General features: G+C 72.6%; 13 protein-coding genes. 2 read left to right on the forward strand and 11 right to left on the reverse strand.

The window, feature by feature from the left end:
* Nucleotides 1-155: 155 nt before the first annotated feature.
* On the reverse strand, nucleotides 156-1,055 hold the full coding sequence (locus B072_RS0107080; RefSeq protein ID WP_018529242.1) for an alpha/beta hydrolase: 900 nt from the start codon (nucleotides 1,053-1,055) through the stop codon (nucleotides 156-158).
* A 123-nt stretch (nucleotides 1,056-1,178) separates the two neighbouring features.
* On the opposite strand from B072_RS0107080, the gene B072_RS0107085 reads away from it, so the two are divergent.
* Entirely contained in the window at nucleotides 1,179-1,799 is a 621-nt protein-coding gene (locus tag B072_RS0107085) for a TetR/AcrR family transcriptional regulator (protein ID WP_018529243.1), read from the forward strand.
* Here B072_RS0107085 and B072_RS0107090 read toward each other — a convergent pair.
* The 10 genes from B072_RS0107090 to B072_RS0107135 all read right to left on the reverse strand — a co-directional run bounded on the left by B072_RS0107090 (nucleotide 1,792) and on the right by B072_RS0107135 (nucleotide 11,398).
* Nucleotides 1,792-2,991, reverse strand: a complete 1,200-nt coding sequence (locus tag B072_RS0107090; RefSeq protein ID WP_018529244.1) for a kynureninase — start codon at nucleotides 2,989-2,991, stop codon at nucleotides 1,792-1,794. The genes B072_RS0107085 and B072_RS0107090 overlap by 8 nt on opposite strands.
* Entirely contained in the window at nucleotides 2,984-3,826 is an 843-nt protein-coding gene (locus tag B072_RS0107095) for a tryptophan 2,3-dioxygenase family protein (RefSeq protein WP_018529245.1), read from the reverse strand. Before B072_RS0107095 ends, B072_RS0107090 begins: the two co-directional genes overlap by 8 nt.
* A 147-nt stretch (nucleotides 3,827-3,973) precedes the next feature.
* Nucleotides 3,974-4,387: a DUF3151 domain-containing protein gene (locus B072_RS0107100; RefSeq protein ID WP_018529246.1), complete on the reverse strand. Its 414-nt coding sequence runs from the start codon at nucleotides 4,385-4,387 to the stop codon at nucleotides 3,974-3,976.
* Nucleotides 4,388-4,405: 18 nt separating this feature from the next.
* Nucleotides 4,406-5,602, reverse strand: coding sequence for a MalY/PatB family protein (locus tag B072_RS0107105; protein ID WP_018529247.1), 1,197 nt, complete (start codon nucleotides 5,600-5,602; stop codon nucleotides 4,406-4,408).
* 69 nt (nucleotides 5,603-5,671) lie between these two features.
* Nucleotides 5,672-6,703: a class II fructose-bisphosphate aldolase gene (gene fbaA, locus B072_RS0107110; RefSeq protein WP_018529248.1), complete on the reverse strand. Its 1,032-nt coding sequence runs from the start codon at nucleotides 6,701-6,703 to the stop codon at nucleotides 5,672-5,674.
* A 160-nt stretch (nucleotides 6,704-6,863) separates the two neighbouring features.
* On the reverse strand, nucleotides 6,864-7,418 hold the full coding sequence (gene pyrE / locus B072_RS0107115) for an orotate phosphoribosyltransferase (protein WP_018529249.1): 555 nt from the start codon (nucleotides 7,416-7,418) through the stop codon (nucleotides 6,864-6,866).
* Between the two features lie 10 nt (nucleotides 7,419-7,428).
* The gene (locus tag B072_RS0107120) at nucleotides 7,429-8,217 is read right to left on the reverse strand and encodes an aldose epimerase (RefSeq protein WP_026245535.1); all 789 of its coding nucleotides are present in this window, start codon (nucleotides 8,215-8,217) and stop codon (nucleotides 7,429-7,431) included.
* Between the two features lie 26 nt (nucleotides 8,218-8,243).
* Nucleotides 8,244-9,074 carry an SRPBCC family protein gene (locus tag B072_RS0107125; protein WP_018529251.1) on the reverse strand — a complete coding sequence of 277 codons (831 nt, stop codon included), beginning with the start codon at nucleotides 9,072-9,074 and terminating at the stop codon, nucleotides 8,244-8,246.
* Nucleotides 9,075-9,266: 192 nt separating this feature from the next.
* Nucleotides 9,267-10,793, reverse strand: coding sequence for a polyamine aminopropyltransferase (locus B072_RS0107130; RefSeq protein ID WP_026245536.1), 1,527 nt, complete (start codon nucleotides 10,791-10,793; stop codon nucleotides 9,267-9,269).
* Nucleotides 10,794-10,873: 80 nt separating this feature from the next.
* A complete protein-coding gene (locus B072_RS0107135; RefSeq protein WP_018529253.1) occupies nucleotides 10,874-11,398 on the reverse strand; it encodes a DUF2617 family protein in 525 nt (174 codons plus the stop codon).
* Between the two features lie 782 nt (nucleotides 11,399-12,180).
* Here B072_RS0107135 and B072_RS0107140 point away from each other — a divergent pair.
* Entirely contained in the window at nucleotides 12,181-13,365 is a 1,185-nt protein-coding gene (locus B072_RS0107140) for a pyridoxal phosphate-dependent aminotransferase (RefSeq protein WP_026245537.1), read from the forward strand.
* Nucleotides 13,366-13,375: the final 10 nt, after the last annotated feature.

The raw sequence follows: 13,375 nt of genomic DNA on the forward strand, positions 1-13,375 counted from the left end.
TTATTGATCACAGGCCGTAGTCGGCATCACACCACGGAGCCAACTTCGCACGTAGCTCTCAGGTATCACGCGTCATACCCCGGTATGCCATCCCGGGGTTGACCGGACCGCGCCCACCAGACCCTGCCCACCAGGCGCCGCCCACCCGACCGTGCTCACCAGGCCAGTTGCGCGATCTCCTCCGCGACCACCGCGCAGGCGTCCGCCGCCGGGTCGATCAGCGGGAAGTGGCCGACCTCCTCCAGGAACGTGACGCCGACGACCTCACCGGCCTTCGCCGCCGCGTCCGCGTACGCCTCGGCCAGCGCGAACGGCACCGTCGTGTCCGCGCGCCCCTGGACGACGGTCGTCGCGATGCCGGTCGGCAGCAGCAGCGCCGGGTCGGCGTACGGCCGCCGCTCGTCGAACAACCCGGCTTCCGAGCCGAGCAGTTGGGCGGACGCGCCCCCGCACACACCCAGCTCCTCGGCCAGCGCGAAGTCCGCGATCGGGGCGAGCGCGACCACGCCCCGCAGCGCCGGCGGGGCCCCGGTGCGCCACGTCGCGTCCGCGGGCAGCACATGCCGGGCCGCCGCCCACAGCGCGAGCTGGCCGCCCGCCGAGTGCCCGAGGGCCACCACGCGCCGCGCGTCCGCCGTCGGAAGATGCTCGGCGACCAGCGCGGGCAGCGCGTCGAACGCGGCCGCCACGTCGTCGAACGTCTCCGGCCAGCGCCCCGCGACCGGGCCGTCGGCGTCCTGGTGCGGCAGCGAACTGCCGCGCCGGTACTCGACATTGGCCACGGCGAACCCGCGCCGCGCGAGGAAGTCGCACAGCGGGCTCAGGTGCAGCCGGTCGTAGGGCGCCCGCCACGCGCCGCCGTGCAGGGCGACGACCAGCGGGGCCGGGCTCTCACCGCCCTGGAAGGAACCGTCCCTGGGCGCGTAGAAGTCGACGACCTGATCCGGGTGATCGCCGTACGCGGCGGTGACGTCCGGCGGGACGGCGGGGTGCGAGAAGGCCGACGCCTCCTCGGCCTCGTCACGGGCAGCGGCAGCATTGTCAGGGTCCTGCATGCTCCAGCCTCTCAGCGCACGGGGGGGGACCAGCGGGTATGCGGACGCTACCAGGATGATCAAGTCCCGCCGCACACAGCGTCATCGAGTAAACGGTCCTGCTGTTCCGTTACTCTGGACGGCATGACGAGCACCTCCGCATCCGACCCCGAACCCGGCACCCTGCGCCCCGGCGGCCGCACCGCCCGGGTCCGCGCCGCGGTGCTCGCCGCCGCGGGCGACGTCCTGGCCGAACAGGGCTTCGACCGGCTCGACCTCGCGGACGTCGCACGCCGCGCGGAGGTCGGCAAGACCACCGTGTACCGGCGCTGGTCCTCGCCGACCGGCCTCGTCGCGGATCTGCTCGCCGAGATGGCCGAGGAGTCCCTGCCGCGCACGGCGACCGGCTCCCTGCACGGCGACCTGACCGCCAACGCCCGCCTCGTGCAACGGACGTTGACGGATCCCCGGCAGGGCCCGCTGTTCCGCGCCGTGATCGCGGCGGCCACCTGCGACCCCCGTACCGCCGAGGCCCTCGGGCAGTTCTACGCGGTACGGGTCGCCGAGTGGGCGCCGGTCGTCGAGGAGGCCGTGGCCCGGGGCGAGCTGCCCGACGGGACGGACGCCGCGGAGGTCGTCCGGGCGGTGTCCGCCCCGCTCTACTACCGGATGCTGACGACCGGCGCCGCGCCCACCGAGGCGGACGCGGACCGGGCCGTCGCCGCCGCCGTGGCGGCGGCACGGGCCGGGGTCTACGTCAGCTGAGCTCGCGGGCCAGCACCCGCGCCGCCTTCTCGGTCTCCGCGAAGGACAGGTACAGCGGCGTGAACCCGAACCGCAGCACGTCGGGGGCCCGGAAGTCCCCGACGACACCCGCCGCGATCAGCCGCCCCATGACCTCACCGGCGTCCGGGCACCGCAGCGCCACCTGGCTGCCCCGCTCCGCGTGGGCGGCCGGTGTCACGACCTCGACCCGCCCCTCGGGCACGTACGCGGCGACGCACTCCAGGAAGAAGTCCGTCAGGGCCAGGGACTTGGCGCGCACGGCGGCGACGGACACGTCGGGCCGCGACCACACCTCCAGGGCCGCCTCCAGCGCGAGCATGGACAGGATGTCCGGGGTGCCGACGCGGCCGCGCACGGCGCCGTCGGCGGGCTCGTAGGAGGACCGCATACCGAACGGCTCGGCGTGCGAGTTCCAGCCCGGCAGCGGCGAGTCGAACCGCTCCTGGTGCTCCGCACGGACGTACAGGTACGCGGGCGCGCCCGGCCCGCCGTTGAGGAACTTGTACGTGCATCCCACGGCCAGGTCCACGCCGTGCTCGTCGAGCCCGACCGGCAGCGCGCCCGCGCTGTGGCACAGGTCCCAGACCGACACGGCGCCGGCGGCGCGGATCGCGGCGCTGAGACCGGGCAGGTCCTGGAGGCGTCCGCTGCGGTAGTCGACATGGTTCGACAGCACGGCGGCCGTACGGGCGCCGAGCGCGTCCGGCACCTCGGCCGGGTCCACGGCGCGCACCGTGCACCCGGTCATCCGGGCCGCCGACTCGGCGATGTAGCCGTCCGTCGGGAACGTGGACGCGTCGACGAGGATCTCGTCGCGCCCGGCACCGGGACCGCCCGCGAGCCGCACGGCACCCACAACGGCCTTGAACACATTGACACTTGTCGAGTCACCGACCACGATCCGCCCGGCGCCCGCGCCCACCAGCGGGGCGATCAGGTCACCGATCCGCTCGGGCGCGGTCCACCACCCGGACTCGGTCCAGGAGCGGATGCGCAGCTCACCCCACTGGCGGCGGACGACGTCCTCGACCCGGCCCGGCACGTTCACGGGGAGCGCGCCCAGCGAGTTCCCGTCGAGGTACACCACGTCGTCGAGGACGAAGTCGCCGCGGACCGCGGCCAGTTGATCGGCGGAATCCAGCCCGGCGGCCCGCTCGTACAGGTCAGACATGGGACCTCGCCGTCCACAGCTCGGGGAATACGTTGTTGCGGGCGCGCTTCTCCAGCCACGCCACCCCGGCGGAGCCGCCGGTGCCCGTCTTGGCGCCCATCGCGCGCCGGGTGGCCACCAGGTGGTCGTTGCGCCAGCGCCACACCAGCTCGGCGACATCGGTCATGGCCTCGCCGAGCCGGGCGAGTTCGGCGCTCTCGTCGCCCGCGTACAGCGCGGTCCAGACGGCCTCCACCTCCGGCGCCGGCTCGTAGCGCCGGGACACGTCACGGTCGAGGACGGAGCGCGGCACGTCGTGGCCGCGCCGGGCGAGCAGCCGCAGCACCTCGTCGTACAGGCTCGGCTCCTGCAGCGCCTTCTCCAGCTCGGCGTGGACGCGCGGGGCGCCGCGGTGCGGCACCAGCATCGACGCCGACTTCTCGCCGAGCAGGAACTCCATGCGCCGGTACATCGCCGACTGGAAGCCGGAGCCCTCGCCGAGCGCGGCCCGGTAGGAGTTGAACTGGCCGGGAGTGAGCTGCGCGAGGGGCCGCCAGGAGGCGTTCAGCGCCTCCAGCTCGCGCACGGACCGCTTGAGCGCGGCCACCGCGGTCGGGACGTCGTCGGCGGCGAGAGCCCGGGTCGCGGTCTCCCACTCGTGCACGATGACGGTGAACCACAACTCCATGACCTGGGTCGTCACCAGGAAGACCATCTCGCCGGGGTCGTCCGAGCGAAGGTGCTGGAGGTGGGTGAGGACATCCGCCTGGACGTAGTCCTCGTAGGGCGTGGTGCCCGCGAAGTCGAGATGCGGTGCAGCGGACGCTGCCGCCTCGTGATCCGCGTCGTGGGACATCGCTGTCTCCTGTTGCGTACTACGGGTAGCGGTCCGCCCTGCCGTTACCGGCACGGGGCCCCGGTCCCCACCTCGCATCCTTCACAATGGTCTCCCCGAACGGCAAGGCCCGCCTGATCACAGGCGGGCCCCGGTTCACCGGAGGAACTAGCCGAGCGTCTGCGCGGCCGTCTCCGACGAGTCCTTCAGGAACTGCGAGCAGCGCTCGAACTCCGCCTGCTCGCCGATGGCGCCGGCGGCCCGGGCCAGGGCGTGCAGGGCGCGCAGGAAGCCGCGGTTGGGCTCGTGCTCCCACGGCACCGGGCCGTGGCCCTTCCAGCCGCTGCGGCGCAGCGAGTCCAGGCCGCGGTGGTAACCGGTGCGGGCGTACGCGTACGACTCGACGACGCTGCCGCGCTCGAACGCCTCGTCGGCGAGCTGCGCCCAGGCGAGCGAGGAGGTCGGGTACTTCGCCGCGACGTCCGCCGGGGCGGTGCCGTTCGCGAGCAGCTCGCGCGGCTCGGGGTCGTCGGGCAGGTGGGTCGGGGGCGGTCCCCCGAGCAGGTTCTCGTGAAGGCTCATGGTGTCCAGTGTGCCGGGTCAGCCGGCGGCCCGGTCCGCCACCTTCCGGACAGCCCTGACCAGGGCGTCCGCACCGGTCTCCGCCTTGGAGCGCGGACAGCCCAGGTTCAGCCGTACGAAGCCGGGCGCCCCGTACGTCCCGCCGGGCATGACGGCGACCTTCTCCTCCTCGACGAGGACCCGCTGCAGCTCCGTGTCCTCCCGGATGCCGAGCGGCCGCAGATCGACCCACGCCAGGTACCCGGCCTCCGGCACCCGCCACCTCAGCTCGGGGAAGGCGGCGTCGAGCCGCTCCTCCAGCATCCGCAGATTGCCGTACGTGTACGCGCGCAGCCCGTCCAGCCAGTCGCCGCCGTGCCGGTACGCGGCGATGTGCGCGGTCAGCGACAGCACGGCGGGCGAGGCGAGACCCTCGGCGGTGTCCATCCGGCGGACGAACTCGGCGTGGTCGTCCGGGTCGCCGACGAAGCCGTAACTGCCGCTGAGGGCGGGGAAGTTGAAGGACTTCGTACCGGAGGTGACCAGGGCCCAGCGCAGGCCGGCCCCGTCGCGCCCGTCGCGCCCGTCGTGACCGCCGTACCGGGACCACGGCAGATGCGTGTGCCCGTCGTGCGTGAGGTCGGCGTGGATCTCGTCGCTGACGACGGCGACGTCGTGCGCGCGCGCCAGTTCGGCGATGCGCCGCAGCTCGGTGTCGGTCCACACGTGCCCGGTCGGGTTGTGCGGCGAGCACAGGAACAGGGCGCGGGAGTCGGGCCGCGCCATCTCCCGCTCCAGGCCCGCCCAGTCGTCGAGGCCGACGGTGCGCAGCTCGCGCCCGAGCCCGGTGACCGCCTTGCGGAGCCCGTCGTACGTCGGGGCGTGCGCGACGACACCGTCGCCGGGCGCGGTCCACATGCGCAGCAGCTGCGCTATCTGGTTCAGGACGGACGGCGCGTACACCAGCCGGTCGACGTCGACCTCGGTGGCGTGGCGGTCGCGGAACCAGTCGCGTATCGCCCCGCGGAAGTCGTCGTTGCGCCAGTCCGTGTAGCCGAACACACCGTGGGCGATCCGGGACTCAAGAGCGTCGAGGACCTGGGGCGGCGACCTGAAGTCCATGTCGGAGATGGTGAACGGGAGCAGGTCCGCCACCGGGAAGCGGTCCGTGATGCCGTCCCACTGCACGCACCAGGTGCCGCGCCGGTCCACCGGAGTATCGAAGTCGTACGTCACTGAAGGCCTCCAGACATGGCACGGGCCCGGCCCCCGAAGGGAGACCGGGCCCGTACACGACACGAGCGGTTACTTGATGCGCGTACCGGTCGAGCGCAGGTTCTCGCAGGCCTCGACGATGCGGGCGGTCATGCCGGCCTCGGCCTTCTTGCCCCACACGCGCGGGTCGTACGTCTTCTTGTTGCCGACCTCGCCGTCGACCTTCAGGACGCCGTCGTAGTTCTGGAACATGTGGCCCGCGATCGGGCGGGTGAAGGCGTACTGGGTGTCGGTGTCGAGGTTCATCTTCACGACGCCGTTCTCCAGCGCGGTGGTGATCTCCTCGACCGTGGAGCCCGAGCCGCCGTGGAAGACGAAGTCGAACGGCTTGGAGCCGGCCGGCTTGCCGTACTTCGCGGCGATGCCCTCGTTCAGCTCCTTGAGCAGGTCGGGGCGCAGGACGACGTTGCCCGGCTTGTACACGCCGTGCACGTTGCCGAAGGACGCGGCCAGCAGGTAGCGGCCCTTCTCGCCCAGGCCGAGGGCCTCGACGGTGCGCACCGCGTCGTCGACCGTGGTGTAGAGGTTGTCGTTGATCTCGTGCGAGACGCCGTCCTCCTCACCGCCGGTCGGGGTGATCTCGATCTCCAGGATGATGTTCGCGGCCTTGGCCTTGGCGAGCAGCTCCTGGGCGATCTCCAGGTTGTCGGAGAGGGTCTCGGCCGAGCCGTCCCACATGTGCGACTGGAACAGCGGCAGGCCGCCGGCCTCGACGCGCTTGGCGGAGATGTCGAGCAGCGGGCGCACGTACCCGTCCAGCTTGCCCTTGGGGCAGTGGTCGGTGTGCAGCGCGATCTTGTTGCCGTAGCGCTCGGCGGCGACGTGCGCGAACTCGGCGAGCGCCTGGGCGCCGACGACCATGTCCTTCACGCCCTGACCCGACAGGTACTCGGCGCCACCGGTGGAGATCTGGATGATGCCGTCGGACTCGGCCTCGGCGAAGCCCTGCAGCGCCGCGTTCAGGGTCTGCGTCGACGAGACGTTGATGGCCGGGTAGGCGAACTTCCCCGCCTTGGCCCGGTCGAGCATCTCGTTGTACTGATCCGGGGTTGCGATGGGCATCTGCCGTCTCCTCGTGAAGCGCGATTCTGCGGGTTTGGGTTGTTGCTGGTGACCCTCACCAAGGAACAAGGGGTGACATCATCGTCGCCCCCATCTTTCCAGACTTGGCCGAATGCTCCAGCCCGGCGAAAGTCCCGAAGGACCCGGAAGGTCCCGGTTCTCAGTCGAGGCCCAGCTCGTCCTTCGAGAAGGCGAAGAGGTACGGCACCCCGGCGCCCTCGGTGATCTTCTCGGCGGCGCCGGTGGCCCGGTCCACGATGGTGGCGACGCCGACGACCTCGGCCCCGGCCTCGCGCACCGCCTGGACGGCCTCCAGCGGGGAGCCGCCGGTGGTGGACGTGTCCTCGACGACGAGCACGCGGCGGCCCTTGATGTCCGGGCCCTCCACGCGGCGCTGCATGCCGTGCGCCTTGGCGGCCTTGCGGACGACGAACGCGTCGAGGCGCTCACCGCGGGCGGCGGAGGCGTGCAGCATCGCGCCGGCGACGGGGTCGGCGCCCATGGTGAGGCCGCCGACCGCGTCGAACTCCAGGTCCTTCGTGAGGTCGAGCAGCACCTGCCCGACCAGCGGCGCGGCCTCGCCGTCGAGGGTGACGCGGCGCAGGTCGACGTAGTAGTCGGCCTCCAGACCGGAGGAGAGCGTCACCTTGCCGTGCACCACGGCCTTGTCCTTGATCTGCTGGAGCAGCGCGTCGCGCACGTCGTTCGTCGTCATGGCTACGAGCTTAAAGGCGCTGCCAGGTCCACGTGGTGCTGGCCTCCAGCGGCTCCACGGGGGTCACGAGGCGCGGCGCGCTGTTGAGCCCGTTCGGCGGGCCGGTCTGCGGCTCGACGCACACGGCGGCCTCCTGCTCGTCGTAGACGACGACCCACGGCTCACGGCTCTTCACGTTCACCTCGAACGCTCCGGGCCAGGTCAGCGTCACGTCCACCCCGTCCGGCATGCCGAAGCAGTCGTCCCACGGCTGGGGCTGTACGTCGATGCGCTTGCCGGTGGGCAGGTGGTCCTCGCCGCGCTGCTCCTGCCAGGCGGCGTCGAACGCGATCCGGACGTCGCTCTCACCGATCCGGCGGTTGAACCAGGGGTGCCAGCCGATCTGCGCCGGGAACGAGTCCCCGTAGGTCTCGATGCCGATGCTCAGCGTCAGCGAGTCCCCGGTGAGCGCGACGATCTGCGTGACGCGGCCGGAGTAGGGCCACGGCTCGGTGAGGTCGTACGTGAAGACGGCCTCGGTCTGCGTCGTGCGCGCCGTGGTCCACTCGGCGTCGCGGGCGAAGCCGTGGATGGCGTGCGGCGGGGAGTTCAGCGGCATCTGGTGGACCTGGCCGCCGTCCCTGAACCGCCCGTCCGCGATCCGGCCGCACCACGGCACCATCGGGAAGCAGCCGTACCGCTCCCCCTGCCGGAGCAGTTCGGTACCGGCGATCTTCAGACTGCTGATGCGGCAGCCGTTGCCCGGCGCCACGGTCACTTCCGCGTCGCCCGCGGTCAGCGTCGTTTCCTGTGTCGTCACGACCCCTGAGCCTATGCGGCCGTCCGCTATCGCCGCCTGCGCAGGGCCCGGCCGACCACGATCGCCGAGGCGAGGGCGAGGGCCGCGGCGGGTGCGGCCCAGCGCAGGGTGGCGCTCGCGGTGACGCCGGACGGGGCGGGCACCGGGGCGTAGCGGCCGCGCGGCGGGGCGTGGTCGACCTCCTCCGCGCTGCGGCCGATCATGGTGCGCCGGGCGTGCGCGGCGGCGGGCTCGCTGGGCAGGTCGAGTTCGTCGTCGTCCGGGTCGAGGTCCACGTCCACCTCCACGTCGGCGTCGTGGTCGTGCTCGCCGAACTCCGCCTCGGGGTCCAGGGACGGGGGCGGTACGTCGGTCTCGTACACGGAGACGTGCTCGGGGGCGGGCTCCGCCTCGGGCTCCGGGTCCGGCTCGGTCTCCGCCTCGGGGTCGGTGCCCGGCTCCTGCCGCGCCGCCACCAGGTTCTCCGCGAAACGGTTCAGCAGGCGCTGTGCCGCCGATTCCACGGCGTCCCGCGGCAGTTCGGCCACCCGGCCGTCGCCGGACGCGGTGCCGGTGAAGGTGAGGGCCGCGCCGCCGTCCATGGCCGCGACCCTCGCGGACAGCGTGAACTTCACGCCGCCGGTGCCGCGGGCCTCGGTGCCGACGCCGGTCACCGCGAACGATCCGTCGGCGGCCCGCGCCACGGTGACGCTGCCGCGGTACGTGATGGTGTGGCCGCCGATCCGTACCTTCAGGCGGCCGCCGTCGCCGGACGCGTCGCGCTGGAACCCGGGCAGGGCCCGGGCGACCCGAAGGGGATCACTGAGCACCGCCCTCACGGACTCCGCCGGAACCGGAACGAACACCTCATGCTCCATGCGACCTGAGCCTAACGACTCCGTCGGGAACGTGACCCCCTCTTCGCCGTTGCCGGTGCGGTTTCCTACCGGGCCGCGGGCCGGCGGGGGCTGATCGCGCCCCGCGGCGCATGCCTTCAGGGGCGCGGGGAACTGCGCGACCAGCCACGACGCGACCGGCACCCGACCACGCGCGACACACCCCTACGGCGCCTAGTCCCCGTAACGCGGGTGCACCAGCGTCGACGGCCCGTACGACCGTCCCGGCCGCACCACCCGCACATCCCCCGCGCGGGGAGCCTCCCGGCCGCCGAGGACGAAGCCCGCGTCCCGGTTCCCCCGGTACGCGACCACCCGCAGCCCCGCCGACCGCACCGTCTCCGCGACGGTCCAGAACCGCCTCGACACCGGCCCCCCGTGCACCACCACCCGCCCACCGGGCCCGAGCACCCGCCCCACGAGCCCGTAGAACTCCTGCGAGTACAGCTTCGTACTGCTGGTGATGCCGGGATCGGGCAGATCGCAGACCACCACGTCGTACGACCTCCCGGACAGCGCCCCCCGCAGGTACCCGAACACGTCCCCGGTGACGACCCGCACCCGCGGGTCGCTCAGCGCCCGCCCGTTCAGCGCCCTGAGGCCCGGGTCGCTGCGGGCGAGCCGCACCACCTCGGGGTCGGTCTCGACGACGTCGACCCGCCGCACCCCGCCGAAGCGGAGCACCTCGCGCGCCGCGACCCCGTCACCGCCGCCGAGCACGAGCACCCGCGCCCGCGGCCCGCCACGCAGGGCCGGGTCGACGAGGTCGGCGCGGTAGCGCGCGGCGTCGCCGGAGCGCACCCGCAGCCTGCCGTCGAGGTAGAGCCCGAGCGGGCGGCCCCGCTCGCCGCCGGTCAGGACGACCTCCTGCACCTGGCTCTGTACGGCGACCCGCACCGGCGCCCCGAACATGGCGTGCCGCGCGGCCCGCTCGAAGTCGTCGACGAGGACCCAGGCGGCGGCGAGCACCGCGAGCACCGTCACGTTGGCGACGAGGAGCAGCCAGCGGCCCCGCACGCTCAGGTCCCGCCGGAACAGGCCGAGGACGAGCGCGCCGCCGGCCACGGCGTTGACCGCGCCGGTCAGCAGCGCCCCGGTCAGCTGGCCGAGCATCGGCAGCAGCAGGAACGGGAAGGCCAGTCCGCCGACCAGCGCGCCCACGTAGTCCGCGGCGAAGAGGTCGGCCACCGCGCCGCCCGGGTCCTGTCTCCGGATCCGCTGGATGAGCACCATGAGCAGCGGCACCTCGGCGCCGATCAGCACCCCGATGGCGAGCGAGAAGGCGACCAGCAGATACCTCGGCCCTTCGCTCCACGCCCCGCCCCAGCCGCCGGTCCACGCGAACACCGCGTACAGCGCCATCGCGCTGCACCCGCCGACCAGCGCGAGCACCGCCTCGACCATGCCGAAACCGGCGGCGGCGCGGCAGCGCAGACGCTTGGCGGCGAGCGAGCCGAGGCCCATCGCGAAGACCATGACGGACAGCACGACGGAGGCCTGGGTGACCGAGTCGCCCATCAAGTAGGAGGCGAGCGCGACCAGTTCGAGCTCGTAGACCAGTCCGCAGGCCGCGCAGATGAAGACGCCCGCGAGGACCAGGAACCGGCCGGTGCCCGGTTTCACCGGGAGCGGGGCCCGGCCCGCCGCGCTCGGGGGCCGTGGGGCCCCCGAGCGCGGGGCAGGGGCGTGCGGTTCGATCACGCCTGGAACGCTACGTCACCGCTCAACTCCGGCCGGTCACCCACACGTGTGGAATAGCCACTCCGTGCGCATACATCGCGCTAGAGCAGAGCGGCGGCCGGCATCCGCACTCCCACCCGGGTACGGGTGGCGACGAGTTGACCGTCCTGCGGATAGGCGTGCCAGGTGCGCCAGTGCACCTGGCCCTCGTGCCGCTGGGCGAGCATGGCGGTGAAGGCGTCCGGGCTGCCGGGAAAGACGCCCGCGAGGCCGTTCGGATGGTCGGACACCAGGGCGAGCAATTCCTGCGCTCTTCCCGCGAATTGACCTGGCGTCAAGTGTTCGACCCGGGCGGCGAATTCGTACTCCCAGTCGCCGAGGCGTTTCGCGACGCCGAGCGGCAGGGGGGTACTGCTGCCGGGGATACAGGCGACGGTCTCGGAACAGCTGCCGCTCTCCTCCTCCAGGAGTACCTGGTGGGAGGCGCCGAGCAGCCTCAACTGGAGCGACGCGCCGGACAGTTCGAGGTCGAGGGTGGCGAGCGCGGGGAGCGGCTCACGGCCCAGGGTCCAGGCGAGGTCGTCCGCACGCGTGTCGGTGTAGGCGGTGTTCAGGGTCGTGAGCATGGGTCGGCTCCGCTAGCACGCAAAGGGAGGTGGGGCCGGCTGTGTCAAAGGGACCGGCTCGTGCCCACGCGAACGCTGTGAATGCGCCGTACGAGGGCTGAGTTGATGGGTGACAACGGCTCAAAGGGAATCATGGGCGGAGATGCCGTCACAGCGTTTTTACCCAACTTGACGGGGTTTCCATCCCCTCGGGCGCAGCACAGCTCAACTGTTCAACTTCCAGGTCCACCGAACGCGCCCGACGCACACCTTCCGAGACCGTGACCGCACATGCGTGCGGCCCACGCGGACCGACTGCCCCGTGTCAGTCGCCTCCGCGCGGGCCGCACACCTCCCCGTGAGTGCGGCGTCAGCTGCCGCCGCCGCACCCTCCCCCGCCGCCGCACGACGAGCCGCCCCCGCAGGAGCTGCTCCCGCCGCACGAAGAACCGCCGCCGCAGGAGTGTCCGTGATGGCCGGACGAACCGGACGAGCACGAGGCGCCGCCGCTCGCGGTTTCGCCTCCGGCCCACCAGCCGCCGCTGTTGCCGCCGTCCGATCCCCGGGACCGCTTGTTCAACGACGTACGCGACGAACGGCCGCTGCCGCCCCTCTGGGCCAGAGCGATGACGACGGCCACGATCAGAGAGATGAAGACCACGGTGAAGACTGCTCCCATCACCGGCCCCCCTTTCCTTTCCCCCGAATCCCCCGAGGGGCGCCCCGAGCGGGCGTGACAGGGGGATGCCCCTGCGCGTACGCGGTCAAAGCAGAGTTGAGGAACTCCAGAGGTTCGGCGCAGGATGACGCCCATGACCTCCAGCGCGCGCCCTCTCCTCAACCGCCGCCTCGCCGAGTTCGGGACCACGATCTTCGCGGAGATGTCGGCCCTCGCCCTGGCCACGAACGCGATCAACCTCGGGCAGGGATTCCCCGACACCGACGGCCCCGAGCAGGTGCGCGAGGCGGCGGTGCGGGCGCTGCGCGACGGGCGCGGCAACCAGTACCCGCCGGGCCCGGGCGTCCCCGAGCTGCGCACCGCGATCGCGGACCACCAGAAGCGGCGCTACGGGATCGGGCTCGACGCCGACCGCGAGGTCCTCGTCACGGCGGGCGCCACCGAGGCCATCGCGGCGTCCCTGCTCGCCCTGGTCGAGCCCGGCGACGAGGTGGTCGCGTTCGAGCCGTACTACGACTCGTACGCGGCGAGCATCGCGCTGGCGGGCGGCACCCGGGTCCCGGTCACGCTGCGCCCGCACGACGGGCGCTTCCGCCTCGACCTCGACGAGCTGCGCGCCGCGGTCACCCCCCGCACCCGCCTCCTCCTCGTCAACACCCCGCACAACCCGACCGGCACCGTCCTCACCCGCGCCGAGCTGACCGCGATCGCCGAACTCGCCGTCGAGCGCGACCTCCTCGTCGTCACCGACGAGGTCTACGAGCACCTCACCTTCGACGACGCCGAGCACGTGCCGCTCGCCACGCTGCCCGGGATGCGGGAGCGGACGGTGACCATCGGCTCGGCGGGCAAGACGTTCTCCTTCACCGGCTGGAAGGTCGGCTGGGTGACGTCCTCGCCGGAGCTGGTGACGGCGGTCCGCTCGGCCAAGCAGTTCCTCACCTACGTCTCCGCGGGCCCCTTCCAGTACGCGGTCGCCGAGGCCCTCGCCCTCCCCGACTCCTACTTCACGGACTTCCGCGCCGACATGACGGCCAAGCGGGACCTGCTCTCGGCGGGCCTGACGGAGGCGGGCTTCTCGGTGTTCCGGCCGCAGGGCACGTACTTCGTCACGACCGACATCCGCCCGCTCGGCTTCGACGACGGCTTCGCGTTCTGCCGGGCGCTGCCGGAGCGGTGCGGGGTGGTGGCGATCCCGAACGCCGTCTTCTACGACGACCGGGCGGCCGGGGCCCCGTTCGTCCGCTTCGCGTTCTGCAAGCGCCAGGACGTCCTCGCGGAGGCGGTCGGCAGGCTGAAGCGGCTCTGACCGCGTCTGC

This window comes from Streptomyces sp. HmicA12 (genome assembly GCF_000373565.1).
Lineage (GTDB): Bacteria > Actinomycetota > Actinomycetes > Streptomycetales > Streptomycetaceae > Streptomyces.